Annotated in this window: 26 protein-coding genes; 11 read left to right on the top strand and 15 right to left on the bottom strand. The window is 72.0% G+C overall.

All coding sequences use genetic code 11. The annotated features are described in order from the left end of the window. Nucleotides 1-11: 11 nt before the first annotated feature. Entirely contained in the window at nucleotides 12-1,304 is a 1,293-nt protein-coding gene (locus ACSQ11_RS10210) for a DUF58 domain-containing protein (RefSeq protein WP_436005024.1), read from the top strand. 4 nt (nucleotides 1,305-1,308) lie between these two features. Here the strand turns inward: ACSQ11_RS10210 and ACSQ11_RS10205 are convergent, their stop codons facing one another. Beyond that, complete coding sequence (locus tag ACSQ11_RS10205; protein ID WP_436005023.1) at nucleotides 1,309-2,304, bottom strand: stage II sporulation protein M; 996 nt, start codon at nucleotides 2,302-2,304, stop codon at nucleotides 1,309-1,311. 53 nt (nucleotides 2,305-2,357) lie between these two features. Between ACSQ11_RS10205 and ACSQ11_RS10200 the strand changes: the two genes are divergently transcribed. After that, nucleotides 2,358-3,179 (top strand): RDD family protein, encoded by an 822-nt coding sequence (locus ACSQ11_RS10200; protein ID WP_436005022.1) that lies wholly within the window; start codon nucleotides 2,358-2,360, stop codon nucleotides 3,177-3,179. A 139-nt stretch (nucleotides 3,180-3,318) separates the two neighbouring features. On the opposite strand, the gene ACSQ11_RS10195 is transcribed toward ACSQ11_RS10200, so the two are convergent. The 6 genes from ACSQ11_RS10195 to ACSQ11_RS10170 form a co-directional block, all read right to left on the bottom strand. Further along, nucleotides 3,319-4,233: a hypothetical protein gene (locus ACSQ11_RS10195; protein ID WP_436005021.1), complete on the bottom strand. Its 915-nt coding sequence runs from the start codon at nucleotides 4,231-4,233 to the stop codon at nucleotides 3,319-3,321. Nucleotides 4,234-4,400: 167 nt separating this feature from the next. Beyond that, a complete protein-coding gene (locus ACSQ11_RS10190; protein ID WP_436005020.1) occupies nucleotides 4,401-5,519 on the bottom strand; it encodes an adenosine deaminase in 1,119 nt (372 codons plus the stop codon). Next, nucleotides 5,519-6,808 (bottom strand): thymidine phosphorylase, encoded by a 1,290-nt coding sequence (locus ACSQ11_RS10185; protein WP_436005019.1) that lies wholly within the window; start codon nucleotides 6,806-6,808, stop codon nucleotides 5,519-5,521. Before ACSQ11_RS10185 ends, ACSQ11_RS10190 begins: the two co-directional genes overlap by 1 nt. A 60-nt stretch (nucleotides 6,809-6,868) precedes the next feature. Beyond that, nucleotides 6,869-7,267 carry a cytidine deaminase gene (locus tag ACSQ11_RS10180; protein WP_436005018.1) on the bottom strand — a complete coding sequence of 133 codons (399 nt, stop codon included), beginning with the start codon at nucleotides 7,265-7,267 and terminating at the stop codon, nucleotides 6,869-6,871. Further along, nucleotides 7,260-8,483, bottom strand: coding sequence for an amidohydrolase (locus tag ACSQ11_RS10175; protein WP_436005017.1), 1,224 nt, complete (start codon nucleotides 8,481-8,483; stop codon nucleotides 7,260-7,262). The genes ACSQ11_RS10180 and ACSQ11_RS10175 overlap by 8 nt, the downstream gene beginning before the upstream one ends. Before the next feature lie 168 nt (nucleotides 8,484-8,651). Continuing rightward, nucleotides 8,652-9,176, bottom strand: a complete 525-nt coding sequence (locus tag ACSQ11_RS10170) for a GbsR/MarR family transcriptional regulator (protein WP_436005016.1) — start codon at nucleotides 9,174-9,176, stop codon at nucleotides 8,652-8,654. A gap of 53 nt (nucleotides 9,177-9,229) precedes the next feature. Here ACSQ11_RS10170 and ACSQ11_RS10165 point away from each other — a divergent pair, with 53 nt between their 5' ends. Both ACSQ11_RS10165 and ACSQ11_RS10160 read left to right on the top strand, forming a co-directional pair. Then, entirely contained in the window at nucleotides 9,230-10,198 is a 969-nt protein-coding gene (locus tag ACSQ11_RS10165; protein ID WP_436005015.1) for an ABC transporter ATP-binding protein, read from the top strand. After that, on the top strand, nucleotides 10,195-11,787 hold the full coding sequence (locus tag ACSQ11_RS10160) for an ABC transporter permease (protein ID WP_436005014.1): 1,593 nt from the start codon (nucleotides 10,195-10,197) through the stop codon (nucleotides 11,785-11,787). Before ACSQ11_RS10165 ends, ACSQ11_RS10160 begins: the two co-directional genes overlap by 4 nt. A gap of 27 nt (nucleotides 11,788-11,814) precedes the next feature. Here the strand turns inward: ACSQ11_RS10160 and ACSQ11_RS10155 are convergent, their stop codons facing one another. After that, on the bottom strand, nucleotides 11,815-12,900 hold the full coding sequence (locus ACSQ11_RS10155; RefSeq protein ID WP_436005013.1) for a mannose-1-phosphate guanylyltransferase: 1,086 nt from the start codon (nucleotides 12,898-12,900) through the stop codon (nucleotides 11,815-11,817). A gap of 102 nt (nucleotides 12,901-13,002) precedes the next feature. Between ACSQ11_RS10155 and manA the strand changes: the two genes are divergently transcribed. The 3 genes from manA to ACSQ11_RS10140 all read left to right on the top strand — a co-directional run bounded on the left by manA (nucleotide 13,003) and on the right by ACSQ11_RS10140 (nucleotide 16,750). Further along, nucleotides 13,003-14,187: a mannose-6-phosphate isomerase, class I gene (gene manA / locus ACSQ11_RS10150; RefSeq protein ID WP_436005012.1), complete on the top strand. Its 1,185-nt coding sequence runs from the start codon at nucleotides 13,003-13,005 to the stop codon at nucleotides 14,185-14,187. Between the two features lie 73 nt (nucleotides 14,188-14,260). Further along, nucleotides 14,261-15,427 (top strand): glycosyltransferase family 4 protein, encoded by a 1,167-nt coding sequence (locus tag ACSQ11_RS10145; protein WP_436005011.1) that lies wholly within the window; start codon nucleotides 14,261-14,263, stop codon nucleotides 15,425-15,427. Between the two features lie 48 nt (nucleotides 15,428-15,475). Next, nucleotides 15,476-16,750, top strand: coding sequence for a D-alanyl-D-alanine carboxypeptidase family protein (locus ACSQ11_RS10140; RefSeq protein WP_436005010.1), 1,275 nt, complete (start codon nucleotides 15,476-15,478; stop codon nucleotides 16,748-16,750). Nucleotides 16,751-16,752: 2 nt separating this feature from the next. Here ACSQ11_RS10140 and ACSQ11_RS10135 read toward each other — a convergent pair whose 3' ends face one another. Together ACSQ11_RS10135 and rfbA are read right to left on the bottom strand one after the other, a co-directional pair. Then, nucleotides 16,753-17,352: a dTDP-4-dehydrorhamnose 3,5-epimerase family protein gene (locus ACSQ11_RS10135; RefSeq protein WP_436005009.1), complete on the bottom strand. Its 600-nt coding sequence runs from the start codon at nucleotides 17,350-17,352 to the stop codon at nucleotides 16,753-16,755. After that, the gene (gene rfbA / locus ACSQ11_RS10130) at nucleotides 17,352-18,230 is read right to left on the bottom strand and encodes a glucose-1-phosphate thymidylyltransferase RfbA (protein ID WP_436005008.1); all 879 of its coding nucleotides are present in this window, start codon (nucleotides 18,228-18,230) and stop codon (nucleotides 17,352-17,354) included. The genes ACSQ11_RS10135 and rfbA overlap by 1 nt, the downstream gene beginning before the upstream one ends. Nucleotides 18,231-18,295: 65 nt before the next feature. Here rfbA and rfbB point away from each other — a divergent pair, with 65 nt between their 5' ends. Beyond that, nucleotides 18,296-19,303: a dTDP-glucose 4,6-dehydratase gene (gene rfbB, locus ACSQ11_RS10125; protein ID WP_436005007.1), complete on the top strand. Its 1,008-nt coding sequence runs from the start codon at nucleotides 18,296-18,298 to the stop codon at nucleotides 19,301-19,303. Beyond that, on the top strand, nucleotides 19,303-20,157 hold the full coding sequence (gene rfbD, locus ACSQ11_RS10120) for a dTDP-4-dehydrorhamnose reductase (protein WP_436005006.1): 855 nt from the start codon (nucleotides 19,303-19,305) through the stop codon (nucleotides 20,155-20,157). Before rfbB ends, rfbD begins: the two co-directional genes overlap by 1 nt. Before the next feature lie 15 nt (nucleotides 20,158-20,172). Here rfbD and ACSQ11_RS10115 read toward each other — a convergent pair whose 3' ends face one another. The 3 genes from ACSQ11_RS10115 to trpS are packed head-to-tail and all read right to left on the bottom strand — an operon-like array spanning nucleotide 20,173 to nucleotide 22,919. Then, complete coding sequence (locus ACSQ11_RS10115; protein WP_436005005.1) at nucleotides 20,173-21,360, bottom strand: YihY/virulence factor BrkB family protein; 1,188 nt, start codon at nucleotides 21,358-21,360, stop codon at nucleotides 20,173-20,175. A gap of 1 nt (nucleotide 21,361) precedes the next feature. Then, nucleotides 21,362-21,874, bottom strand: coding sequence for a 2'-5' RNA ligase family protein (locus ACSQ11_RS10110; protein ID WP_436005004.1), 513 nt, complete (start codon nucleotides 21,872-21,874; stop codon nucleotides 21,362-21,364). Nucleotides 21,875-21,884: 10 nt separating this feature from the next. Further along, nucleotides 21,885-22,919 carry a tryptophan--tRNA ligase gene (trpS, locus tag ACSQ11_RS10105; protein WP_436005003.1) on the bottom strand — a complete coding sequence of 345 codons (1,035 nt, stop codon included), beginning with the start codon at nucleotides 22,917-22,919 and terminating at the stop codon, nucleotides 21,885-21,887. A 31-nt stretch (nucleotides 22,920-22,950) separates the two neighbouring features. On the opposite strand from trpS, the gene galK reads away from it, so the two are divergent. After that, complete coding sequence (gene galK, locus ACSQ11_RS10100) at nucleotides 22,951-24,105, top strand: galactokinase (protein WP_436005002.1); 1,155 nt, start codon at nucleotides 22,951-22,953, stop codon at nucleotides 24,103-24,105. Nucleotide 24,106: 1 nt separating this feature from the next. Here the strand turns inward: galK and ACSQ11_RS10095 are convergent, their stop codons facing one another. Next, on the bottom strand, nucleotides 24,107-24,916 hold the full coding sequence (locus ACSQ11_RS10095; protein WP_436005001.1) for an exodeoxyribonuclease III: 810 nt from the start codon (nucleotides 24,914-24,916) through the stop codon (nucleotides 24,107-24,109). 95 nt (nucleotides 24,917-25,011) lie between these two features. On the opposite strand from ACSQ11_RS10095, the gene ACSQ11_RS10090 reads away from it, so the two are divergent. Beyond that, nucleotides 25,012-25,596 (top strand): low molecular weight phosphatase family protein, encoded by a 585-nt coding sequence (locus ACSQ11_RS10090; RefSeq protein WP_436005000.1) that lies wholly within the window; start codon nucleotides 25,012-25,014, stop codon nucleotides 25,594-25,596. 134 nt (nucleotides 25,597-25,730) lie between these two features. Here the strand turns inward: ACSQ11_RS10090 and ACSQ11_RS10085 are convergent, their stop codons facing one another. After that, nucleotides 25,731-26,768, bottom strand: a complete 1,038-nt coding sequence (locus ACSQ11_RS10085) for a polysaccharide biosynthesis tyrosine autokinase (RefSeq protein WP_436006751.1) — start codon at nucleotides 26,766-26,768, stop codon at nucleotides 25,731-25,733. Nucleotides 26,769-26,856: the final 88 nt, after the last annotated feature.

Here is a 26,856-nt window from a genome sequence, read left to right as displayed (position 1 = left end):
TACCCGTCCCGATGGCACTGACCCCGAGAGCCCTCTGGCTCGTCCTCCTGGGCATCGTCCCGGTGGTGCTCCGACCCGCCGCCTCGACGGTGTGGCTGTGGCTGCTGCTGTGCGGGATGGTCGTTGCAGTGGACGTGCTGCTCGCGGCTCGGCCGAGGTCGCTCCAGCTCGAGCGCGAGCTGCCGGCGTCGGTGCGGCTCGGCGAGTCGGTGAGGACGTCGCTCCTCGTCACCAACCCCGGCTCGCGCTCGGTCCGCGGGGTGCTGCGCGACGCCTGGCCGCCGTCAGCGGGAGCGGAGCTGACACGGCATACGCTGCGTCTCCCCGGCGGCGAACGCACTCGCCTCACCACGACGCTCACCCCCACCCGCCGCGGTGACCGCCACGCCGACCGGGTGACGTTGCGGCTGCGCGGCCCGCTCGGTGTCGCCGCCCGCCAGGCGTCGGTCGAGGTCCCCGGTCGGCTGCGGGTCCTGCACGCCTTCCCCTCGCGTCGGCACATCCCCAGCCGGCTCGCCGTGCTCCGCCAGCTCGACGGACGTGCGGCCATGCGGACGCGGGGGCAGGGCACGGAGTTCGACTCGCTGCGCGACTACGTCGAGGGCGACGACGTCCGCTCGATCGACTGGCGCGCGACCGCCCGTCGCCGCGACCTCGTCGTGCGTACCTGGCAGCCCGAGCAGCACCGGCGCATCATCATCGTGCTCGACACGTCACGCACGAGCGCCGGCCGCATCGACGACGCTCCGAGGCTCGACTCGGGCATGGACGCGGCCCTCTTCCTCACCGCCATCGCCGGGCACGCCCGCGACCGGATCCACGTCATCGCCGGCGACCGCGAGGTACGGGCGCACGTCTCCGGCCACGACCGCGTCGGCGTCCTGCACGGCGCGATCTCCGAGCTCGCGCCGGTCGACGCCAGGCTCATCGAGGCCGATTGGAGGCTCCTCGCTGCCGAGGTGGCGCGGGTCGGGACGCAGCGGGCGCTCGTCGTCCTCATCACGCCGCTCGAGTCCTCGGCGCTCGAGGAGGGGCTGCTGCCCGTGCTCCCGGCTCTTGCCGCCCGGCACCGGGTTGTCGTGGCCTCGGTCGCCGACCCGGCCGTCGACCGGATGCGTCGGGGTCGCGACAGCGCGACCGACGTGTATGCCGCCGCCGCGGCCGAGCGCACCGTCGGGCTGCGCGCGCGCACGGCCGGAGCGTTCCGCTCGCTCGGGGTGGAGGTGCTCGACGAGACACCCGACCGGCTGCCGCTGGCGCTGGTCGACCATTACCTGGCCCTCAAGCGCCAGGGTCTGCTCTGACCCCTCAGGCGGCGATGGGGGCGGTGGCGCCTCGGTCGCTCTCGGCGACGTCGCCGGTGGCGCCCTCGCGGACCGCCCGCCGCCCGACGACGAAGACGTAGGCGAAGAACAGCGACTCGGCGGCGACGCCGATGAGGATGCGGGCCCACGTCGGCAGACCGGACGGGGTGACGAAACCCTCGATGCCGCCACTGACGAACAGCACGACGACGAGCCCCAGCGCCACGCCCGCAGCGGTGCGCCCCTCGGCCGCGAGCGAGTCGAGCCGGCTTCGAGGGCCGGGCTCGATCCACGACCAGAACAGCCGGAGTCCGACGGCGGCGGCGACGAAGATCGCGGTGAGCTCGAGCAGCCCGTGCGGGAGGATCAGCCCGAAGAAGAGCGACCCGCGGTCGTGGCTCACCATGAGCGCGCCGGCGATCCCGACGTTGATGACGTTCTGCGCCAGCACCCACAGCACGGGCAGTCCGAGCACGCCCAGGGCGATGCACTGCGCCGCCACCCACGCGTTGTTGGTCCACACGAGCGTCGCGAACTCGTGGTGCGGGTACTCGGAGTAGTAGTTCTCGAAGTCGGTCCCGACGTAGGCGTCGATCTCGGCCTGCGTCATCTGCTGGGTGAACACCTCGGGGTGCCGCACCGCCCACGCCCCCACGACGAGCGCCAGCAGCACACTGCCCGCCGTCGTGGCGAGCCACCACCAGCGCGTGCGGTAGAGCGCGGCCGGGAACGTCTGGGTGAAGAACCGTGCCCCGTCCCGCCACGTCGTGGCCCGGGACCCTGTTGCCGTATGCCGTGCCCGCGCCAGGAGCGCGGACAGGTAGCTCACGAGCGAGGGGTCGGGGCTGGACGACCGCACGACGGAGAGGTGCGTGCTCACCCGCTGGTAGAGGTCGAGCAGCTCGTCCGACTCCGCGCCGGTGAGGCGGTGCCGACCGACGAGCTCCTCGAGCCGACGCCACTGACCCAAGTGGGTGGCGATGAAGGCGTCGAGGTCCACGGCGTCACTCTATGTCGCTCGCGCTCGCGCGGTCGGAGGTTAGCCTTCCGTCCATGAGCATCGACGGGGGCTACCGCACCTATGCCGGCGACGACGTCGTCACGGGCGAGGGCGTGTCCGTCGAGGTGCCGGTGGCCAGCGTCCTCAGTCGCGTCGCCGCCCGGCTCATCGACCTCGTCATCACCTTCGTGCTCGCCGTCGCGGCGGTCTTTGCCGTCGGCATGCTCGTCGGGTCGATGTCGGACGCCGTTGCCCAGGCGGCCGTCCTCGTGCTCGTCGTCGGCCTCACGGTGATCCTGCCGGTGCTCTTCGAGGTCGTCACCAAGGGACGCAGCCCCGGCAAGTACGCCCTCGGCCTGCGTGTCGTGCGCGATGACGGCGGCCCGATCACGGTGCGGCACAGCGTGATCCGTCACCTCGTCGGGTTCGTCGAGTTCTATCTCCTGCAGGGTGCGCCGGCCGTCGTCGCGGCCGTGATCCACCCGCGGGCCAAGCGCCTGGGTGACATGGCGGCCGGGACCTATGCGATGTCGCTGCGGCACAAGCTGCAGGTGACGAGCCCGCCCGAGGCGCCCCCGGCACTCGAGTACTGGGTGCGCGCCACCGACATCGGACCGATGCCCGCCGCGCTCACCATCGGGGTGCGCCAGTTCCTCACCCGCACCGGCAGCCTCACGCCGCAGGCCCGCGCGCACCTCGGGCAGGACCTGTCAGCACAGGTGCTGCGGCACGTGTCCCCGCCGCCGCCCGCCGGGGTCCACCCCGAGTGGGTGCTGCGGGCCGTGCTCGCCGAGCGTCGCCGGCGCGACCTCGACCGGCTGCACTCCGAGGCGGCGCGAGCGCACCGCCTCCTCCCGCCCGACCCGCTGGGCTGACGCACCGCCCTCCTTGCGTCTGCGCCTTCGGTTGCTAGAACCGCCGTTTCCGCAGACGCAGGAAGTCGGCATCCCAGCAGCCCTCATTGCGTCTGCGGCTTCGGTTGCTAGAACCACCGTTTCCGCAGACGCACTGGGGTCAGCCGGGCCAGCCGCGACTGCGCAGGAGGTTGGCGAGAGCGTCGAACAGCGCGTCGGGGTGACACCGGAGCGTGAGCACGGAGACGGGAATCACCGCGTTGCCCTGTGCCTGAAGGTCAGTGATCCGCACCTCGTCGCGCATCGCGACGTCCAGGGCGTGGTGACCCGCACCATTGACCTCGACCACGACGGCGTAGTCCTCCCACACGACGTCGAGGACGGCACGCCCGTGCGAGAGCCGTCGCAGCACCTGGCGGTGGGGCTCGGGCAGACCTCGTCGGCGGCACTCGACGGTGAAGTCGAGCTCGTTGAGCGACTCGACACCGAGCCGGATGTCACGCAACACGGCCTGCAACGGTGTGCGGAAGCGGTGTCGGGCGATGCGGTCGAGCTCGACCGCGACCTGCTCCGCCGGGACGATTCGCTGCTGGATCGGCATGACGAGGCACAGTGCCGCCTGCCGCAGAGTGACGGACCACAGGGCCGCCTGCACGGTCGACACTGCGCGGTTGGAGCGCGGCACACCGCTGCCGGCGGCGTCCGCCTCAGTCCACCTCCGGGTCTCGTGGAGCCGGACTTCGGGGACCCGCTGCTTCTCGAACCCCTTCGGCACCCAGATGTGGATCCACGGCTCGGCGAACCCACGCAGTCCGTCGACCTCGAGGGCCGTCACCCCACCGAGCCGAGCCTGCGGACCCACCCTCATCAGCGCCTCGCGCCACCGGGCCTCGTCGGCGCGACCGCCCGGCACGACGATCCCCTTGCCGGGCACCGCCCTCCAGCGACCGCCGTCGACCATCGCCCTCTTCAACCCCCTCGTCACCCCCGAACGGCGAAGGGCCGCAGAAGGGAGGACTCCCGCGGTCACCTCGAGGTCGTCGGCCAGGTCTGGACGGGGGCGGCGGATCGGCATCCACCCACGCTCGATCAGCCAGCCCTTCCCCGGTACCCGGGTGCGCGCCACCTGTGGACGACGCAAGGCGATCGGGCAACCTGTGGACGGCCGGACGGCATACCTCACGGCGTTCTTGCGTCTGCGGATCCGGCGGCTAGAACCGCCGAATCCGCAGACGCAAGGGGTCAGGTCGCAGCCGACAACGCGGCATACCCCGGCTTGACGACCCGTTCGATGATCGCGAGCCGCTCGTCGAACGGGATGAACGCCGACTTCATCGCGTTGATCGTCGCCCAGCGCAGGTCGTCGAGGGTCCACCCGGCGTCGTCGACGAGGAGCTGCATCTCGCGCGACATCGACGTGCCCGACATGAGCCGGTTGTCGGTGTTGATCGTCACGCGGAAGCGCAGGTCCTTGAGGAGCGTGATCGGGTGCTCCGAGATCGACTCCGCCGCTCCGGTCTGGAGGTTGGAGGTCGGGCACATCTCGAGCGGGATCCGGCAGTCCCGCACGTATGCCGCGAGCCGACCGAGGGTGTGCGAGTCACCCTCGCTCCTGATGTCGTCGATGATGCGGACGCCGTGGCCGAGCCGGTCGGCGCCGCACCACTGGATGGCCTCCCAGATGCTCGGCAGACCGAAGGCCTCGCCGGCGTGGATGGTGAAGTGGGCGTTCTCGCGGCGGAGGTACTCGAAGGCCGAGAGGTGACGGCTGGGCGGGAAGCCCGCTTCGGCGCCGGCGATGTCGAACCCGCCCACGCCCCGGTCGCGGTAGCGCACCGCGAGCTGAGCGATCTCGTCGCTCTTGGCGGCGTGGCGCATCGCGGTGAGCAGGGAGACCATGCGGATCGGGGTCCCGGCGGCCGCCGCCTCCTCCTCGCCCTCGCGCAAACCAGCGAGCACTGCCTCGACGACCTCGGGCAGGTCGAGCCCGCCCTCGACGTGCAGCTCGGGGGCGAAGCGCGACTCGGCGTAGACGACGCCGTCGGCGGCCAGGTCGAGCGCACACTCGCGGGCGACACGGCGCAGCTGGTCGGGGGTCTGCATCACCGCGACGGTGTGGCTGAACGTCTCGAGGTAGCGCACGAGGGAGCCCGAGTCGGCGCTGTCGCGGAACCACGCCCCGAGCGCCTCGGCGTCGTCCGCCGGCAGCCCGTCGTAGCCGGACTCCCCGGCGAGGTCGATGATCGTCTGGGGCCGCAGACCGCCGTCGAGGTGGTCGTGGAGCAGCGCCTTGGGGGCGCGGGCGACGATGTCCGCGGGCACGGCCGCGGTGGTGTCGGTGGTGTCGGTGGTGTCGGTCATCAGGAGATCCGGTCGATGACGAGCGGCAGGAGGTCGGGGCGTGAGCCCTCCGGGGCGATGGTGAAGCCACCCTCGAGCGCCTCCTTGGCCCGCTCGAACTTCTCCGGCGTGTCCGTGTGGAGCGTCATGAGCTTCTCTCCGCCACGCAAGACCGCGCCGGGCTTGGCGTGCAGCTCGATGCCGGCACCGGCCTGCACCGGGTCCTCCTTGCGCGCCCGCCCCGCGCCGAGGCGCCAGGCGGCGACGCCGACGGCATAGGCGTCGAGCTGGGTGAGGACGCCGTCAGCCGGCGCGAGGATCTCCTCGGTGTGCTTGGCGGTGGGGAGCTCGGCGTCGGGGTCGCCGCCCTGCGCCGCGATCATCCGGCGCCACGCGTCCATGGCCCGGCCGTCCTTGAGGGCGGCGGCGACGTCGTCGCCGTCGCGACCGGCCGCCTTGAGCATCTCCTGCGCCAGGGCGACGGTGAGCTCGACGACGTCCTCGGGGCCGCCGCCGGCGAGGACCTCGACCGACTCCCGGACCTCGAGCGCGTTGCCGGCGGTGAGACCCAGCGGCGTCTGCATGTTGGTGAGGAGCGCGACGGTGTTGACCCCGGCGTCGGTGCCGAGCTCGACCATCGTGCGGGCCAGCTCGGTGGCGTCCTCGCGGTTCTTCATGAACGCGCCGGAACCGACCTTGACGTCGAGGACGAGCGCGCCGGTGCCCTCGGCGATCTTCTTGCTCATGATCGAGCTGGCGATGAGCGGGATCGCCTCGACCGTGCCGGTGACGTCGCGCAGGGCGTAGAGCTTCTTGTCGGCGGGCGCGAGGCCGGTGCCGGCGGCGCAGATGACGGCGCCGACGTCGTCGAGCTGGGCGAGCATGGCCTCGTTGGTGAGGTCGGCACGCCAGCCGGGGATCGACTCGAGCTTGTCGAGGGTGCCACCGGTGTGACCGAGGCCGCGTCCGGAGAGCTGCGGGACGGCGACGTCGAAGACGGCGACGAGCGGCGCGAGCGGCAGGGTGATCTTGTCGCCGACCCCGCCGGTCGAGTGCTTGTCGGCGGTCGGGCGCGACAGCGACGAGAAGTCCATCCGCTCGCCGCTGGCGATCATCGCCGCCGTCCACGTCGCGATCTCACGCCGGTTCATCCCGTTGAGCAGGACGGCCATCGCGAGCGCGCTCATCTGCTCGTCGGCGACGGCGCCGCGGGTGTAGGCGTCGATGACCCAGCGGATCTGGTCGTCGCTCAGCTCTCGCTTGTCGCGCTTGGTGGTGATGACGTCGACGGCGTCGTGACTCTCGCTCATGGCGCCATCATGTCACCCGGCGCGACCGCGCCACGACGGCTCCGGCAGGCGCCCGACGGGTCAGGGACGCTGGGCCAGGTTGTCCGGTCCGAACGCCTGCGGCAGCACCTGCTCCATCGTCTGGATGCCCTCGGGCGTCATGATCCGGCAGGCCGCACCGCCGTTCTCCCACAGGAGCTGACGGCAGCGTCCGCACGGCATGAGCGCCTCGCCCCGGCCGTCGACGCAGTAGACCGCGACGAGCAGGCCACCGCCGGTGGCGTGCAGCTCGGAGACCATGCCGCACTCGGCGCACAGCGTGACGCCGTAGCCGGCGTTCTCGACGTTGCACCCGGCGACGACCCGACCGTCGTCGGTGAGCCCGGCGACGCCGACACGGTAGTTCGAGTAGGGCGCGTAGGCACGCTTCGTCATCTCGATCGCCCTGTCGCGCAACGCATCCCAGTCGACGTCACTCATGAGTGGCCCCCTCGATGTCGATGATGTCTCCCCCGGCCTTGACCGTGTGAGCGACGACCACCGACGCGAGCAGCCGTGCGCCACAACCGATCGAGTCCTCGTCGACGACGACGTCGCCCTGGTGCAGGTCGTAGGTCCGACCACCGGGTGTGCGCGTGCCGAGCCGCGCCATCGCACCGGGTGCGTGCGCGAGGTACCAGGAGTAGTCCTCACCGCCGAGCGACTGCACGGTCGGCGCGATCTGGAGCCCGGTGCCGAGGCAGGCGAAGCGCAGCGCGTCGATGGCGTCGGCCTGGTTGACGACCGGCGGCACGCCCTTGACCCGCTCGAGCCGGGCCTCGACGCCGTAGGGCGCGACGACGCCCTGGACGATCTCGTCGAGCAGCGGCCCGACCGACAGCCAGGCGTTGGCGTCGAGCATCCGCAGGGTGCCGCTGCACTCCCCCGTGCTCGGGATGACGTTGCTCGCCGTGCCCGCGCGGACCGTGCCCCAGACGAGGGCGGCGCCGGCGCGCGGGTCGAGGCGGCGCGACAGGGCCGCCGGGACGTCGGTGACGACCTTGGCGAGCGCGTAGGTGAGGTCCTCGGTGAGCTGCGGACGCGACGTGTGCCCGCCGCGACCGGAGAGGTGGACGCGCAGGTGGTCGCAGGCCGCCGTGATCGGGCCCTCGCGCAGACCCACCTGGCCGACGTCGAGCGAGGGGTCGCAGTGCACGGCGAAGATCGCGTCGACCCCCTCCATGACGCCGTCGGCGATCGCCTCGAGCGCGCCACCGGGGATGACCTCCTCGGCAGCCTGGAAGATCGCGCGGACGGCCGTGCCGCGCTCGAGGAGCGCCTGCTCCTGCTCCTTGAGCGCGAGCAGCGCACCGAGGAGCGCGGTGACGTGGACGTCGTGGCCACACGCGTGCGTGACGCCGTCGGTCACCGAGGCGAACGGCAGACCGGTCTGCTCCTGCACCGGGAGGGCGTCCATGTCGGCGCGCAGGGCGACCCGGTATGCCGGCGAGTCGGCTCCGAGGTCGGCGACCAGTCCGGTGCCCGACAGCCGGCGGACGCGGATGCCCGCCTGCTCGAGGCGGGCAGCGACGATCCCCGTGGTGCGCGTCTCCTGACGCGAGAGCTCCGGGTGGGCGTGCAGGTCCCGGCGGATCTCGACGAGCTCAGGGAGTACCGACGCGACGCTGGCGCCGAGGGCGGTGAGGGTGTCAGTCATGGGAGCACCCATGCTACTTGCGCGTGGTTCACGCCCACTCCCCATCCGCAACGTCGGCGGCAACGGCTGCTAGAACGACCCTTGACGCAGACGTTGCCAGTGCGGGGGGCGGCACGGCGGCTGCGCGGCGGGGGTGGCGCGGCGGCGGGGGCGGCACGGGGTCGGCGGTCAGCGGGCTGCCTTGTAGGCCTCCCAGCGGTCGATGATGCCGCTCATCTCGTCGGTGACGAACTCGAGGAACTCACGCGACAGCTGCAGCCGCGCCCCCGCCGTCGACCCCGCGCCGAGGTGCTCGACCCCGTCGGCGAGGGCCTGGATCATCCCGGCGTAGGTCTGGTCGGTGTTGGTGAGCGCCCCGTGGAACGCGTCGTCGAGGACGACGAAGACATCACGCCGTCCACCCCGCTCACGCTCACGACGCAGCAGGCCGACGTGGGTGAGGTAGCGGACCGCCCCGGACACCGCCGCCGGGCTCACCGACAGCTCCTCGGTGAGCTCGGCCGAGGTCATCCGCCCGTCCTCGTCGACGAGGAGCGCGGCGAAGACCCGTGAGGGCATGGGCGGGAAGCCCGCGGTCGACAGGGCCGCACCGAGCCGCTCGACGATGGCGTGCGACTCACGGTGCGTGACCTGGGGACCTCCCCGGGAGCCCGCAAGATGCGCACGGGCAGCGGCGGCGGGGCGGGACGGCATACCGGAAGTTTAGAGCATTCACGAATTTGTGAAACAGGCGTACGCTCGGGGTCGTGGACAGCGTCATCGAGACCCAGGACCTGCGCAAGACGTTCGGCAGCACCGTCGCCCTCGACGGCCTCGCCCTCACCGTCGCCGAGGGCGAGGTGCACGGCTTCCTCGGACCGAACGGCTCGGGCAAGTCCACGACCGTGCGCATCCTCCTCGGGCTGATGCGTGCCGACTCCGGGCAGGCCCGGCTCTTCGGACGGGACGCCTGGACGGACGCGACCGACCTGCACCGGCGGGTGGCCTACGTCCCCGGCGACGTCGCCCTGTGGCCCAACCTCACCGGCGGCGAGACCATCGACGTCCTCGCGCGGCTGCGCGGCGGGCTCGACGAGCGGCGCCGACGCGACCTCGTCGAGCGCTTCGAGCTCGACCCGACCAAGAAGGCGCGCTCCTACTCCAAGGGCAACCGGCAGAAGGTCGCCCTCGTCGCCGCCCTGGCCTCCGACGCTCCCCTGCTCATCCTCGACGAGCCGACGTCGGGCCTCGACCCCCTCATGGAGCGGGTGTTCCAGGACGAGCTGCACGCGGCGCGGCTGCGGGGCCACTCCGTGCTCCTCTCGAGCCACATCCTCAGCGAGGTCGAGCGCGCCTGCGAGCGGGTGAGCATCGTGCGCGCCGGCCGCGTCGTCGAGTCCGGCTCGCTCACCGAGCTGCGCCACCTCTCGCGGTCGACGGTGCACGCGATCGTGAGAACGCCTGCGGGACAGGACATCTCGACGTGGCCTGGTGTCGAAGACGTCCATGTCGACGCGACGGGCACCGACGTCCAGCTGTCGGTCGACGCGGCCCATGTCGGCGAGGCGGTGAGCCGGCTCGACCGCCTGGGGCTCGTCACCCTCACCTGCGAGCCGGCGAGCCTCGAGGACCTCTTCCTCGCGCACTACGGCCCGACCGGCGCCACCGGCGCGACCAGCCCCACCGGCGCGACCAGCCCGACCACCCCCAGCAGCGAGGATGCGCAGGTCCGATGAGCACCCTCACCGGAACCGGCACCCTCCTCCGCCTGGCATGGCGGCGCGACCGGGTCCTCATCCCCGTCAGCCTGCTCGCCCTCACCGCGCTGTCGGTCGGTTCGGCCCAGGCCACCATCGACCTCTACCCGACCGACGCCGAGGCTCGCGCGGGACTCGGCAGCGTCCTCGCCAACCCGTCGGTCGTCGCGATGTACGGCCCGGTCGGCGCCGAGAACCGCGACGCCCTCTCGGTGTTCAAGACAGTGCTCATGGGTGCGGTCTTCGTCGGGCTGCTCGCGTATGCCGTGGTGCGCCGTCACACGCGCGTCGAGGAGGAGGTCGGCCGGCTCGAGCTCGTCGGCGCCGCCGTCGTCGGGCGCCGCGCTCCCCTCGCGGCGGCGATGACGCTCGCCACCGCGGCCGTCGTCGGCGCCGGGGCCCTGTCCACCGTCGGGCTCGTCGCCCTCGGCCTCGACCCCCTCGGCTCCATCGCCCTCGGCGTCGCCTGGGTGGTCGCCGGACTGGCGATGGTCGGGGTCACCGCCGTCGCCGCACAGCTCACGACGAGCGCCCGGGCGTGCGCCGGGATCGCGCTCGGCGTCCTCGGTGCGATGTTCCTGCTCCGCGCCGTGGGCGACACCGCCGGTGGCTCCGTGTCCGTGCTGTCGTGGGCGAGCCCGCTCGGCTGGTCGTCCAAGGTGGCCGCCTACGGCGACAACCGGATCTGGGTCCTCGGTCTCGCGCTGGCCCTCACCGCCGTGCTCGTCGCCCTCGCGTTCTCGCTCCTCGACCGTCGTGACGTCGGCTCGGGCCTCATCGCCCCCCGCCCCGGTCCCGACCGGGCGCGCGACGGGCTCGGCACCCCGCTCGGTCTCGTCGGCCGGTTGGCCCGCCCTGCTGCACTCGGCTGGCTCATCGCCTTCGTCGTGCTCGGCATCGTCCTCGGCGGGCTCGTCGCGTCGGTGGCCGACATGGCGTCCGACCCGGCCATCGTCGACATGCTCACCAAGCTCGGCGGCAGCGCCGGGACGATCACCGACATCTATCTCTCCACCGAGCTCGCCTTCGCCGCCGTCGCCGCCGCGGCTGCCGGGATCTCGGTCGCCCTGCGGCTCGCCTCCGAGGAACGCGCCGGCCGGGGCGAACCGGTCCTCGCGACCGCGACCTCGCGGCGGTCGTGGCTCGGCGCCCACACCCTGTATGCCGTCGCCCTCCCGGTCGCGCTCCTCGTCGCCATCGGCCTCGCCGTCGCCGTGACGTCGAGCGGCCAGGGCGAGGCGCCGGGTCTCGTGCCGATGCTCGCCGCTGCGCTCGTCCGCGTCCCCGCGGTCCTCGTCATGGTGGCGATCGCCGTCCTCGCCGCGGCCGCGGTGCCGCACCACGCCTCGGCCGTCGCATGGGGAGCGCTCGCCGTGGCGTTCGGGCTCGGGGAGCTGGGGGCGACGGTCGGTCTGCCGCAGTGGCTCATCGACGTCTCGCCGTTCGCGCACGTGCCGCAGCTGCCCGGCGGCGACGTCACAGCGCTGCCGACGGTCGTGCTCTGCGCGGTCGCCGTCGTGACGACGGGACTGGCCTTCGCGGCATACCGCGTCCGCGACGCCGCCTGACCCCAGCGGAGGACCTGCGGCAGGCGGTCAGGTGAGGTCAGTGCGGCCCTGCTCCTTGAGCTGCTCGACGATCCGCTTGACGTCCTGGGCGCGCTGGAGCGTCGTCACGAGCACCGCGTCACCGGAGTCGATGACGACGACGTCGTCGAGACCGACCACGGCCACCGGGCGTCCACCGCGCGGCGAGACGAGGCCAGTCGAGTCGACCGCATGCACGAGCGACGCGTCGCCGAGCACCCGCAGCCCCTCACCCTCACCGGGCTCGGGCAGGAGGGCCGCGAGGCTGGCGAAGTCGCCGATGTCGTCCCACGCGAAGTCGCCGGGCACGACGGCCACGACCCCGATGTCGGCGGCGGGCTCGGCGACGGCGTGGTCGATCGCGATCTTCTCGAGGGTCGGCCAGATCTCCTCCAACCGCGAGGGGTCGGCGGCGATCGCCCGCAACCCCGAGGCGAGCTCCGGGTGCCAGCGGTGCAGCAGGTCGAGCAGCGTCGCGGCACGCACGACGAACATCCCTGCGTTCCACCGGAACTCACCGGTGGAGAGATACGCCGCGGCCCGCCGCGCATCGGGCTTCTCGACGAACTGGCGGACCCGGCGCGCGGTCGTCGAGCCGCTCAGGGCACGCCCCATCTGGATGTAGCCGAACCCCGTCGACGGGTGAGTCGGCTCGATCCCGATGGTCACGAGGCGACCGTCGCGCGCCACCTCTGCGGCCTCGACGACGCACGCGCGGAACGCCTCGGCGTCGGGGATGACGTGGTCGGCGGCGAACGACCCGATGACCGCCTCGGGGTCGCGGGCCTCGACGATGGCCGCCGCCAGACCGATCGCCGCCATCGAGTCCCGGGGCGCCGGCTCGGCGACGAGCGCCCCGGCACCGAGCGACGGGAGCTGCTCACGGACGGCGTCGACGTGGGCGGCGCCGGTGACGACGACGACGCTCTCGCCCGCCAAGGGCGAGACCCGGTCGAGGGTCTCCTGCAGCAGGCTGCGGCCCGACCCGGTCAGGTCGTGCAGGAACTTGGGGTGGCCCGCCCGGGACAGCGGCCACAGACGGGTACCCGCCCCGCCCGCAGGGATGACGGCCCAGAAGCCCGGGATCGCTGACATGCCAATCAGGCTAACCAACGCGGGACCCCCATTTATGATCCTTGGACCACGCCACCCGCAGATGGGCTGGGCGGACACGTGCCACGGGCGGGAGGACGAGCGATGGACCAGCTGGAGCCGGTGCTCTTCACCGACGCCTGGGGGTCGCACGTCTCGATCGCCAGCCTCCAGGGCCGCCCCATCCCGAGCGCCGAGCCCGAGTCCGAGCTGTGGATGGGAGCCCACGAGAGCGGGCCCTGCAGCCTGACCCGCGACGGCGTGGCCACGACGCTCGCCGACGTCATCCGGGCCGACCCCGAGGGTGAGATGGGCGCCGAGTGCTGCACGGCATACGAGGGTCGGCTGCCGTTCCTCCTCAAGGTCCTCGCGCCCGGGCGGGCCATCTCGATCCAGGCGCACCCGACCGCTGAGCAGGCTCGCGAGATCCGCATGCGCGATCGGGCCACAGGCTACGAGGACGCGACGTACGTCGACGACTGGGCCAAGCCCGAGATGCTGGTCGCAATCTCGCCGTTTCGGGTCTTCGTCGGGATGCGCACCATCGATGAGACATGCGCGCTGGCCCACAGACTGCGCGTCCCGCGTTTCAGTAGGCTGGTCGAGGATGCCGTCGGGACACCCGATCCGGCCCACGCCCTCCTTGCCGACATCCTGGCCGTCCCGGCGCACGAGCAGGCGAGCTTCGTGCGCGAGCTCGTGGCCGCCTGCGTGCGTTTGTCCGCCAGCGCCGATCCCGATGGGCACCACTGCGCGGCAGTGGTCCGCGTTGCCGAGGACCACCCGGACGACATCGGCCTGGCCGTGCTCCTGCTCATGTATCACCACGTCCTCGAGCCGGGCGACTACATCGACGTGCCCGCGGGCGTCCTGCACTCCTACGTCAGCGGGCTCGGCATTGAGGTGCTGGCCAACTCCGACAACGTCGTGAGGGCAGGGCTCACCAAGAAGGAGATCAACATCCCCGAGCTGCTCCGCATCGTCGACCCTGGGGCCGACGGCTTCGTGGGTCGAGCCCATCGGGACCCTGCCCTACCTGCCACGGACCACTTCCCCAGCAGCTCCGACAGATTCGCCCTTCGCCACCTTCACCGGCCCACGCGCCTCCTGCTTCCCGGCGACAGGACACCTCGACTCGTGTTCTGCCTCCACGGAGACGTGCTCCTCGCCGGCCCCACCGGTTCGCTCGAGCTCGGTCCGGTGCAGGCGGCCTACCTCTCCGCCCGCGACCACGACGTCGTAGCCACCGGCAGCGGCGAGGTCTACCTCGTCACGCTTCCGACGGTCTGACGTTCACCTGCTGCTCACCTGACACACCTCGCGGCGCCGCCGTCGCACCATCCGCCCTCGGGACCGTGGACGCATGCGAGTCGCGATGGTCACCGAGTCGTTCCTCCCGACGCTCAACGGCGTGACGACGAGCGTGTGCCGGGTGGCCCAGTCGCTGCGCGCCCTCGGTCACGAGGCCCTCATCCTCGCCCCCGGCCCGGCACCGGCAACGTTCGAGGGGTTCGCGGTGCGGGGCCTGCCGTCGTTCACCGTGCGGCAGTTCCCCACCGGCGTCCCGACACCCGCGCTGCGGCACGCGCTCGAGGACTTCGAGCCCGACGTCATCCACGCCGCGTCGCCGTTGGTCCTCGGCGCCCGTGCGCTCCAGCTGGCCGACCGCACCCGCACCCCGGCCGTCGCGATCTACCAGACCGACATGCCGAGCTATCTGCAGCAGCACGGTCCCGGCCGTGTCGGGGCGAGCGCCGCCAGCGCTGCCTGGCGATGGATCCGCCGGATGCACGCGCACGCCGACCTCACCCTCGCCCCTTCGAACCCGACGCTCGACGAGCTGCGGCGCCACGGCGTCCCGCGCACCGACCTGTGGGCCCGCGGCGTGGACACCGGCCTGTTCTCACCGGTGTGGCGCACCGACCCGGGCACGGCCGAGCTGCGCCGGGCGCTCGCCCCGAGCGGGGAGGTGCTCCTCGGCTACGTCGGACGCCTCGCTCCCGAGAAGGAGCTCTGGCGCCTCACCGAGGTCGCGCAGATCCCCGGGACGCGCCTCGTCATCGTCGGCGACGGACCCAGCCGCGCGCACGTCGGCGCCCGGCTCACCGAGGCGGTCGCCTCGATGCCGGGCCGCCCCAACCGCTCCCCCGTCTTCCTCGGCCGACGCTCGGGTCACGACCTCGCCCGCGCGTATGCCGCGTTCGACGTCTTCGTGCACACCGGCACCCGCGAGACCTTCGGGCAGACCCTGCAGGAGGCGGCAGCGGTCGGGCTGCCCGTCGTGGCGCCGGCCCGGGGTGGCCCGCTCGACATCGTCGAGCACGGCCGCACCGGGCTCCTCTTCGACCCCGACACGCCCGGCTCGCTCCACGACCACGTCGACGCGCTCGTGGGTGACGCGACGTGGCGCAGCACCCTGGGGCACGACGCCGAGCTCGCCGTGCGCGGCCGCTCGTGGGAGAGCCTCACCGAGCAGCTCGTCGGGCACTACGACACGGCGCGACGCTCCCGCACCCTGCGCGTCGCGTAACCTCTTCGGGGCCCTCCACCGGAGGCGGGCCGGACGAGAGGAGCCTCGATGCGCAGTGGCACGATCGCCGTCGGAGCCGCGGCCCTGGCCACGGCCGCCCTCGTCGGCGCTGCACCGACCGCCATCGCGACCCCGACGCCCACGCCGGCCGCCACCGCGCGACCCGGGGCGACCGCGTCCCCGACCGCCTCCCCCAGCCCGACCCTGCCGCCGGTGACGCGCCGCCTCGACCCCACCCAGAGCATCGGCGGGCCCGGGCTGGCGCCGATGGACACCGTCCTGCTCGACGCCCCGCGCGGCGTCCCCGCGCCGCCCGCCATGAGCGACGTGGCCTGGCTCATCGCCGACGCCGACACCGGCGAGGTCCTCGCTGCCCGCAACCCGCACGCCCCGCTGCTCCCGGCGAGCACGCTCAAGGCGCTCACCGCGATCCACCTCCTGCCCCGCATCGCCCCGACCGCGGTGCTCACCGCCACGGCCACGGAGTCCAACGCCGAGGGCACGCGTGTCGGCATGGTCGCGGGCCAGACCTACACCGCCAAGCAGCTCTTCGAGGCGCTCATCATGTCGTCCGGCAACGACGCGGCCTACGGTCTCGCGGCGCTCAACGGCGGCGTCCCCTCGACGGTGGACGAGCTGGGAGAGCTCGCCGACGAGCTCGGCGCCCACGACACCGTCGTCGTCGACCCGAGCGGTCTCGACGCGCCCGGCCAGCAGAGCAGCGCCTACGACCTCGCCCTCATCGGACGGGCCGCCATCGCCAACCCCGACTACGTACGGATCGCGACGACGAAGGCGTCGAGGTTCCCGGGGCGCGCCGTCGCCGGCCGCGCCCGCCCTTCCTACGCGATCGGCAACCACAACCGACTGCTGTGGAACTACCCCGGCACCATCGGCGTCAAGAACGGCTTCACCAAGGCGGCGCACCGCACCTTCATCGGCGCCGCCCGCCGAGGCGGCAAGACCTACCTCGTCACCGAGATGTACGGCACCGGCAGCAGCTGGCGCCCCGCCGCCTCGCTGCTCGACTGGGCCTTCGCACACGGTGACCAGGTCACCCCGATCGGCCGGCTCGTCGAGCGCGGAGAGGTCCCCGAGCCGCTGGCTGCGCCGGCCGCTCCTGACGCACCGGACGCACCCCAGGACGGCGCAATGGGCGACTCGAAGCGCAGCGACGAGGACAGCCCCACCTCGATGGCCGCCGCCTTCACCTCGTCCAACGGTGCGGTGACGCCGTCGCTGCTGCCGCTGGCCGGTGGGGCGGCCCTCGTCGGGCTGCTCCTCGTGAGCCGGCGCCGCGGACGCGAGCGACGCCGCCGCTGACCTCAGTCCCGGAGGGCTGCCATGTGCGCCTGCCACGCGGCATACGTCGGCAGCAGTCCCGAGCGGCTCGCCTCGGCGAGCGTGGGGGCGGCCTGGTCCTTGGGTGACAGCGTCGCCGCGAGGCCCGCGGGCAGGTCGAGGCCGACCTCGGGATCGAGCGGATGTATGCCGTGCTCGCCCGTGGGGTTGTAGGTCGCCGTGCAGAGATACATCGCGGTGGTGTCGTCCTCCAGCGCGTGGAACGCGTGGCCGAGACCCTCGCTGATCCACACGGCACGCCGGTCGACGGTGTCGAGGAGCACGGAGTCCCACTGCCCGAAGGTGGGCGAGCCGACGCGCAGGTCCACGACGTAGTCCACGAGGGCGCCGGTCATCGCGGTGACGTACTTGCCCTGACCCGGCGGGATGTCGGCAAAATGGATGCCCCGGACCGTCCCCGCGGCGGACACGGAGACGTTGGTCTGCACGACGTCGGGACGGTGCCCGAGGTGCTCCGCCAAGAGGTCACCACGGAAGGACTCGAGGAATCTTCCCCGCTCGTCGGCGATCTGCCGAGGCGTCACGACGAACGCCCCTTCGACGGCCAGCGGCTCGATCTCCATCAGGGCAGCTCCTTGCCCTGATCGAGACAGGCGTGGAGGTAGCCGCCGTAGCCGCTCTTGGCCAGCGCGTCGCCCAGTCCGGCGAAGTGGTCGTCGTCGATCCACCCGGCCCGCCAGGCGATCTCCTCGACGCAGCCGATCTTGGTCCCCTGCCGAGCCTCGATGACGGCGACGAACTGGCTCGCGTCCATGAGGCCCTCGAAGGTGCCGGTGTCGAACCACGCGGTGCCTCGTGGCAGGACGGTGACGGCGAGGTCACCACGTTGGAGGTAGGCGTCGTTGACGGCAGTGATCTCGAGCTCGCCACGCGCGCTGGGCGTGAGGTTCTTGGCGATCTGGATGACGTCGTTGTCGTAGAAGTACAGGCCCGGGACCGCGTAGTTGGACTTCGGCTCCGTGGGCTTCTCCTCGATGGAGAGCACCCTGCCGTCGGCATCGAACTCCACGACGCCGTATGCCGTCGGGTTGCGTACGTGGTGCGCGAAGACGTGGCCGCCGCGCAGCCCGTTGAGGCCCTCGAGCGAGCGACCCAGACCGGTGCCGTAGAAGATGTTGTCTCCGAGGACGAGGGCGACCGAGTCCGAACCGATGAATTCCTCGCCGATGATGAACGCCTGCGCCAGGCCGTCGGGACTGGGTTGCACGGCATACGAAATCTCGATGCCCCACTCGCTGCCGTCGCCGAGAAGGCGCTCGAACTGGTCGAGGTCCTGCGGCGCCGTGATGACGAGCACCTCGCGGATCCCGGCCATCATCAGCGTCGACAGCGGGTAGTAGACCATCGGCTTGTCGTAGACCGGCATGAGCTGCTTGCTGATGGCACGGGTGATCGGGTGCAGCCGTGTCCCGGAGCCCCCCGCCAGGATGATCCCCTTCATGCGGCAACCCTACGAGAGTCTGCGAACCGTCCTGAGCGGTTCGCAGAACTCGCTAGCCTGCCAAGATGCGTGTACTGGTCACCGGCGGTGCCGGCTTCATCGGCTCCAACTTCGTCCACCTCACCCTCGCCACGCGGCCGGAGGTGGAGATCACCGTCCTCGATGCCATGACGTACGCCGGCTCGAGGGCGTCGCTCGCCGGTGTGGAGGACCGGGCCGAGATCGTGCGCGGTGACATCACTGACGCCGACCTCGTCGACCGGCTGGTCTCGCAGTGCGACCTCGTCGTGCACTTCGCGGCCGAGTCGCACAACGACAACTCGCTCTCGGAGCCGTGGCCCTTCGTGCACACCAACGTCGTCGGCACCTACACGCTTCTCGAGGCGGTGCGGCGCCACGGCCGTCGCCTGCACCACATCTCCACCGACGAGGTCTACGGCGACCTCGAGCTCGACGACCCGGCGCGGTTCACCGAGGCCACGCCCTACAACCCGTCGAGCCCCTACTCGTCCACCAAGGGGGCCAGCGACCTGCTCGTGCGGGCCTGGGTGCGTTCGTTCCGTGTGGACGCGACGATCTCGAACTGCTCCAACAACTACGGCCCGCGCCAGCACGTCGAGAAGTTCATCCCCCGGCAGATCACCAACGTCCTCGACGGTGTCCGCCCGAAGCTCTACGGCGATGGCCTCAATGTCCGCGACTGGATCCACGTCGACGACCACAACCGCGCCGTCTGGACGATCATCGACAAGGGCGAGATCGGTGAGACCTACCTCATCGGCGCGGACGGCGAGGTCGACAACAGGACCGTGGTCCACGACATCCTCGAGCTCATGGGCCAGGGCGCCGACGACTACGACCACGTCACCGACCGCGCGGGCCACGACCGCCGCTACGCGATCGACTCGAGCCGGCTTCGCACGGAGCTGGGGTGGTCCCCCGAGTACCCCAGCTTCCGCGAGGGCCTGGCCGCGACCATCGCGTGGTACCGGCAACACGAGGACTGGTGGCGTCCCATGAAGGACGCGACCGAGCGCAAGTACGCGCTGACGCAGTCCGTCCTGTCGCGCTGATGGCTCGCTGGGTCGTCACCGGGGCAGCCGGGATGCTGGCCCACGACCTCGTCCCGTTGCTCGAGAAGTCCGGCCACGAGGTGAGCGCCCTGCGCCGCGCCGACCTCGACGTCACCGACGCCGAGGCCTGTCGGGAGGCCGTCGACGGTCAGGACGTCGTCGCCAACCTCGCCGCGTGGACTGCCGTCGACCACGCGGAGGCACATGAGTCCGAGGCCTTTGCCGTCAATGCGGTCGGCGCTGCGAACATCGCTGCCGCCTGCGCGCGCAGCGGCGCCCGGATGGTCCACGTCTCGACCGACTACGTCTTCTCGGGTGACGCCACGAGCCCGTATGCCGTGGACGCGCCGATCGCTCCCCGCTCGGCCTACGGCCGCACCAAGGCGGCCGGCGAATGGGCCGTCCTCTCCCACTGCCCGGGCGCGCTCGTCGTGCGGACGGCCTGGCTGTACGGCGCTGGGGGTTCCAACTTCGCGACGACGATGGCTCGGCTCGCCGGCGAACGCGAGACCCTGTCCGTGGTCGACGACCAGCGTGGCCAGCCGACCTGGACGATGGACCTCGCCGACGCGATCATCCGCCTCGTCGAGGCCGACGCACCCGGCGGCCTCTGGCACGGCACGAGCGGCGGCGAGACGACGTGGTTCGGGTTCGCGCGGGCGATCTTCGACGAGCTGGGTCTGGACCCCACGAGGGTCAACCCGACGACGACGGAGGCGTTCCCCCGACCCGCGCCCCGGCCGGCATACTCCGTCCTCGGTCACGAACGCTGGGCGAGCGAGGGGCTGCACGCCCTGCCCGACTGGCGCGACGGCCTGCGTCGCGCCGCCGCGCACCTCTTCCCGGCGGGCTGAGCGGGGCGGTCGAGGTCAGCGGCGGCCGGTGGCGCGGCGCCGCACTTGTGCGGCCAGCCCCAGTCCGGCGGCGGCCGAGGCCCCCAGGGCTGCGCCGATCGCGAGGTTGACCCGGTCGTCCGCGCGCGTCGGGCGCGGGGCGACGACCCGGTCCGTATGCCGGCCGCCCCCGACCGCGGAGCCCGCGCCCACCGTCGTGCGCCCCTCCTCGGCGTGACCCGCCCCTCGCTGTGGCTCCGGCGGGACACCGAGCCACACCGGGTCGGGCACGGTCGGGTCGAGCGACGCCGAGACCGGCAGGGCCGGCCCCTCGGCGAGCTTGCTGCGCTGCCCCTCACTGAGGTCGGCGAGTCCGCCGGCCTCGAGCGAGTTCGCGCTCCACGCGGCGGCGAGCAGGATGATCCGCGACATGAAGTTGAGCCACGCCAGCAGGCCGACCACGAGGGCGATCGAGGCGAAGAGCGGGTTGTTGGTCGTGCCGGCGATGAGGCTCGTGCCGAGGACCTTGAGCAGCGTGAGACCGATGCCGCCGACGACGGCGCCACCGACGAGGCCCCGCCACGGGACGTCGACGCCGGACAGCAGGCGGAGCATGACGAGGACGACGAGAGCGTCGAGCGCGGCGCCGATGACGAGGGCGATGGCGCGCAGCAGCCACTGCTGCCCGCCCAGGCCGATGGCCTCGGCGATCCAGCCCGTGAGCGCGCTGGCCACGCCGGTCACGGCGGCGGAGACGACGATCGCCAGGCCCAGCACGACGAGGACGCCGAGGTCGCGCAGCTTGTTGGTCACGGCGTTGCCCGGCTCACCCTCGGCCCCGAAGATCGTGCGGATGCCGTCGCGCAGGGCACCCAGCCAGCCGAGGCCGGCATACAACAGGCCGGCGAGACCGACGAGACCGGTGATCGTCAGGGCACCGTCTCCGGGCGTCTCGAGCGGGATGAGGCCCGTGTCACCGTCCTTGATGAACCCGGGCAGGGTCGCGTTCAGGTAGTCCCGGATCTGGTCGAGCCACTGCTGGTTGTCCTGCAGCAGCACGCCGAAGACCGTGAAGGCCAGCGCCAGCACCGGGAAGAGCGAGAAGAAGGCGAAGTAGGCGATGCCGCCGGCCAGGAGGTTGCCGCGGGAGTCGCCGTAGCGCTTCCACGCGTGCCAGAGGCGGGTTCGCTGGACACTGGCCCAGATCGCCTTGAGGCGGTCCATGTCAGCCCTTCAGTGCGTAGGTGGACAGCGGACGCCACACGCCGTCGTCGGTCTGGTGGAACAGCTCGAACGACGTCACCTCGAAGCTGCACCGGAAGTCGGCGAGCCCGTCGAACGCGACGTCGAGCCGGTACTCGTCGAGGTGGTGGGCGATGGTGACGTGCGGGTGGTAGTTGAACTCGAGGCTGCGCTCGACCGGTCCGCTGCGCACGGCGGTCTCCAGCAATTCGCACTGCGAGATGCCGGCCGAGACCTGGACGAAGACCACGGGCGACAGCGGACGGAACGTCCCCGTCCCGGACAGGGCCATCCGGAACGGCGCGTGCGCCTGCGCCACGACCTCGAGGTGCGTCTCGAACGCCTCGAGCGACGGCTCGTCGATCTCGGTCGGCGGCAGCAGGGTGATGTGCGGCGGGATGAACCGCGCCAGCGGGTCACCGAAGCGCTCCCGGGCGTCCTGCAGGGCCGCGCCGAAGGGTTCCGGCACGGTGATGGCCACTCCATGCGTGGGCATGCGTTCGACCCTAGCGGGCAGCAGCGGGCAGCAGGCCGACGTGCTCCCGCACGCGTGACATCGTCTTCTGCGCCACGACGCGAGCGCGCTCGGCCCCGGACGCGAGGATCCGGTCGAGCTCGGCCGGGTCGTCGAGCAGCTCGTGCATCCGCGCCTGGAAGGGCTCGACCGCGGCCACGACGACGTCGGCGACCTCCTTCTTGAGATCGCCGTAGCCGCGCCCCGCGAACGCCGCCTCGAGCTCGGGAACCGGTGTGCCCGAGAGGATCGAGTGGATGACGAGGAGGTTGGAGACACCCGGCTTGGCGTCGACGTCGTAGCGGATCTCGGCCTCGGTGTCGGTGACGGCGGACCTGATGTTCTTGGCGATCTTGGCGGGGTCCTGCATGAGGTCGATGAGGCCCTTGGGCGACGAGCCGGTCTTGCTCATCTTGGCCGTCGGCTCCTGGAGGTCCTGGATCTTGGCCGCGCCCTTGACGATGTAGGGCTCGGGGACGACGAGCGCCTCGCCGAAGCGCGTGTTGAAGCGGGTCGCGAGGTCGCGGGTGATCTCGAGGTGCTGGCGCTGGTCCTCACCGACGGGGACGAACGCCGCGTCGTACATGAGGATGTCGGCGGCCATGAGCATCGGGTAGGTGAGCAGCCCGACGTTGGCGTTCTGCCCCTTGGCCGTCTTGTCCTTGAACTGCGTCATCCGGCGGGCCTCGCCGTCGGCGGTGAGGCAGTTCATGACCCAGCCGAGCTCGGCGTGCTCGGTGATGTGGCTCTGGCAGAACACCGCCGAGCGCTCGGGGTCCACGCCGCCGGCGATGAACTGCGCCGCGGTCTTGCGGGTGCGGTCGCGCAGCACCGCCGGGTCGGTCGGGACGGTGAGGGCGTGGAGGTCGGCCACGAAGTAGTAGGCGTCGAACTCGTCCTGCAGCTTCACCCAGTTGACCAGCGCCCCGAGGTAGTTGCCGAGGTGGAGCGAGTCGCTGGTGGGCTGCATCCCGGAGAGGATCCGGGGAGCCGCCTGAGGGGTCACGGGTGCGGACATGCGCGTCATTGTGTCAGGTGGCCCCACCTAGACTCGCAGCGTGCCGCGCCTCCCGGAGACCTTCGCCGCCCTCTACGGTCACGCCCCCGACGGCGTGTGGTCGGCGCCCGGTCGGGTCAACCTCATCGGCGAGCACACCGACTACAACGGCGGCCTCGCCCTGCCCATCGCGCTCCCCCACCGCACCTCGTGCGCGGCCTCGGCGCGCGACGACGACGTCCTGCGGATCGCCTCGCTCCAGGAGGAGTCGTCCGTCGAGGTGCGCATCGACGAGGTGGCGGCCGGGCAACCGAGCGGGTGGACGGCATACGTCGCGGGTGTCCTCTGGGCCCTTCGAGAAGCCGGGTATGCCGTCCGCGGCCTCGACGTGCTCGTCGACGGCCGGGTGCCCCTCGGGGCGGGCCTGTCGAGCTCGGCCGCGCTGGAGTGCTCGGTGGCCGCCGCGGCTTCGGACCTGTTCGGGCTGGGCCTGATGGAGTCGGCGGAAGGACGCGAGGCGCTGGCAACCGCGTGCCAGCGCGCCGAGAACGATGTCGCCGGCGCACCGACCGGAGGGATGGACCAGGCTGCCGCGATGCACTGCACGCCGGCGCACGCGCTGCGGCTCGACTGCCGTGACGGAGCGACGTCGCAGGTGCCGTTCGACCTCGAGGCGCACGGCGTCGTCCTGCTCGTCACCGACACCCGGGCGAGCCACGCGCTGGCCGACGGACAGTACGGCGCCCGGCGCGACTCCTGTGAGAAGGCGGCCGACCTGCTGGGCGTCGAGTTCCTGCGCGACGTCGTCGGCCGACCGCTCGACGAGACCCTGGACGCGCTCCCCGACGACGAGCTGCGTCGGCGCACCCGACACGTCGTCACCGAGATCGACCGCGTCGACGCGGTCGTCGACGCGCTGCGCGACGGTGACCTCGACGAGGTGGGTCGCCTGTTCGTCGCCTCGCACGAGTCGCTGCGCGACGACTACGAGGTCTCCTGCACCGAGCTCGACCTCGTCGTCGACACGGCCGTGGCGCAGGGCGCCTTCGGTGCGCGCATGACCGGCGGCGGCTTCGGCGGGTCGGCGATCTCGCTCGTCCGGGCCGACGACGTCGACCGGCTGTCGAGCGCGATCGAGGAGGCCTTCGCGCAGGCCCGGCTCACCGCGCCGGTGTCGTTCGCGGTCACCGCGTCGGGCCCCGCACAACGCGATTAGATCACCCCAGCGTGATCGCGTAGTCCACGGTGAGAGCCGCGTGGTCGCTCCACCGCTGGTCGTATGCCGCCGCGCGGCCGACCTCGGCGCGCGTCGCCAGCCGCGCGAGCGGGGCACTGGCGAACTGGTAGTCGATGCGCCAGCCGGCGTCGTTGTCGAACGCCTTGCCGCGCCACGACCACCACGTGTAGGGCCCGGGCCCGGGGCCGTGCAGGGTGCGGTGGACGTCGACCCAGCCGTGCTCGGCGACCCACCGGTCGAGGTGGGCCTGCTCCTCGGGGAGGAACCCGGACTTGCCGACGTTGCCCTTCCAGTTCTTGAGGTCGTGCGCGGAGTGGCAGATGTTGAGGTCACCGGTGAGGACGGCATACCCGTCGTCCGCCGTGAGGGCCTCGAGCCGCGAGCCGACCGCGTCGAGGAAGCGCAGCTTCTCGTCCTGGCGCGGGGTGCGCGCCTCGCCGGTGTGGACGTAGGTCGAGATGACGGTGACAGGACCGGCGGGGCCGCGCACGTCGACCTCGACCCAGCGGCCGGCGTCGGTGAACTCGACCGTACCGATGTCGGTGCTCGTGCGCAGCGGGGGCTGTCGGGTGAGGACGGCGACGCCCGCGTGGCCCTTGGTGCGGCCGGGGGCCGAGATGACGTGCCAGTCGCCGAAGCCTGCGTCGGCGAGCACCTTGGCGAGCTGGTCGTCGCTCGCCCGCACCTCCTGCAGCGTGATGACGTCGGCGTGCTGGGCGAGGAGCCAGTCCAGCCCTCCCCGACGGGCTGCGGCACGGATGCCGTTGACGTTGGCCGAGATGAGACGCACCGACCAAGCCTAGGCGAGCTCGCGAAGCCGCAGGTCAGGCGTCCGAATGCCGGGGCTCACAGTCGTCGTTCAGGACGCCCGCTTAGGCTGTGACCATGACGTTCGAGAGCGACCATCAGACGACGAATGGCCGCATCCTCGTGGTGTGCACGGGCAACATCTGCCGGTCCCCCTACATCGAGCGGGTCCTGGCCCACGAGCTGTCGGGGACGGGGATCGCGGTGTCGAGCGCCGGCACCGGAGCCCTCGTGGGATCCCCGGTCGACCCCGAGTCGGCGCGTCGCCTCGTCGCCGTGGGAGCCAACGCCGAAGGCTTCGCCGCCCGCCAGATCACCCGCGAGATCGTGGCGGCCTCGGACCTCGTCATCGGCGCCACCCGCGAGCACCTCTCCGAGGTCGTGCCACTCCACCCGCGGGCGTTGCGCTACTCGTTCGCCCTGCACGACCTCGGCGACCTGCTCGCCGCCGTGACGCCCGAGGAGATCGCGGCCGCCCCGGGCCACAACCGGGTGGCCAAGGTCGCTGCCGCGGCGATCAGCAAGCGCGGCATCGTCCACCCGCGCCTGCCCGAGCAGTCCGGGATCGTCGACCCCTTCCGTCGCGACCCCGAGGTGTTCGACCAGATGGTCACCGAGATCTCCTCCTCGCTGCCCGCCGTGGTCGCCGCCCTGCGCGGCTGACGCCCCCTCGTCCGCGGCGCGACACGCCCGGAACGACAACCCCGCTGGACCAGAAGAGAAGAGCGCCCCCGGCACGTGCCGGGGGCGCTCTTCTGTGTCGTGCGTGTCGTGCGTGTGGTGCGTGGAGCAGCGGGTCAGCTGCCGACGAGGTCCTTGCGCGGGCGTGTCGTCGTCTCGTCGTTGCCCTTGCGGCGCCGACGGGTGGAGTCGCTCCGCTTCGGCGCGGACTGACCCTCGGGGCGGTACTCGTAGCGGTAGTCGTAGTAGCCGCCACGCGCCTGGCGCGGGATGCGGTTGAGCACGATGCCGAGCACGGTGCCGTTGACCGTCTCGAAGGTCTCGAGCGCGTGGTCGAACTGGTCCTTGGTGACGACGCCGCTGCCGGCCACGATGATCGCGCCGTCGGCGAGGCGGGTGAGCACGGTCGAGTCGGTCACCGGCAGGACGGGCGCGCCGTCGATGAGGACGTAGTCGTAGCGTCGGCGCAGCTCCTCGAGGGTGTTGCGCATCGACGTCGAGCCGAGCAGCTCGCTCGGGTTGGGCGGCGACGCGCCGGCACCGAGCACGGTGAGCGAGTGCGCCCCGAACGGCTGCAGCACGTCGTCGAGCTCGTAGCGGCCGATGAGCACGTCGGTGAGACCGATGGAGCCCTCGAGGCCGAGGTAGGCGAGCAGCCGGGGGCGACGCAGGTCGCCCTCGATGACGCAGACGCTGGCACCCGACTCGGCCATGGCGAGCGCGAGGTTGGCCGTGGTGCTCGACTTGCCCTCACCGGCGATCGACGAGGTGACGACGATGACGCGGGGGTGGTTGGCGGCGTCGACGAACTGCAGGTTGGTGCGCAGCGCCCGGAACGCCTCGGCGCGCCCCGCCAACGGGTCCGCCTGGATGATGAGGGGGTGCTTCTCGGCGTCGGCGTCGAACGGGATCCCGCCGAGGACGACGGCCTCGGTCATGGCCTCGACGTCCTCCTTGGTGCGCAGCTTGGTGTCGAGGAGCTGCTTGACCACCGCGGCTCCGAACCCTGCGAGCAGGCCGAGGACGAGGCCGAGTGCCAGGTTGCGTGCGGGACGGGGGCTCACTGGGCTGGTGGCGGTCGTCGGCTCCCGCAGGAGGGTGACCTTGACCGGGCTGTCTGACGCAGGATTGACGCGCTCGAGATCGGTCACCACGGTCGGGAAGACATCGGCTACAGCCTGGGCAATGTCTCGCGCGACGGTGGCATCCGTGTCGGTCACCGTCACGTCGATCAGAACCGTG

The organism is Knoellia sp. LjRoot47 (genome assembly GCF_964253435.1).
In the GTDB taxonomy this organism is placed as follows: Bacteria; Actinomycetota; Actinomycetes; order Actinomycetales; family Dermatophilaceae; genus Knoellia.
The sequence above is the reverse complement of the archived record's forward strand: the minus strand, read 5'-3'. Positions and strand labels throughout refer to the sequence as shown.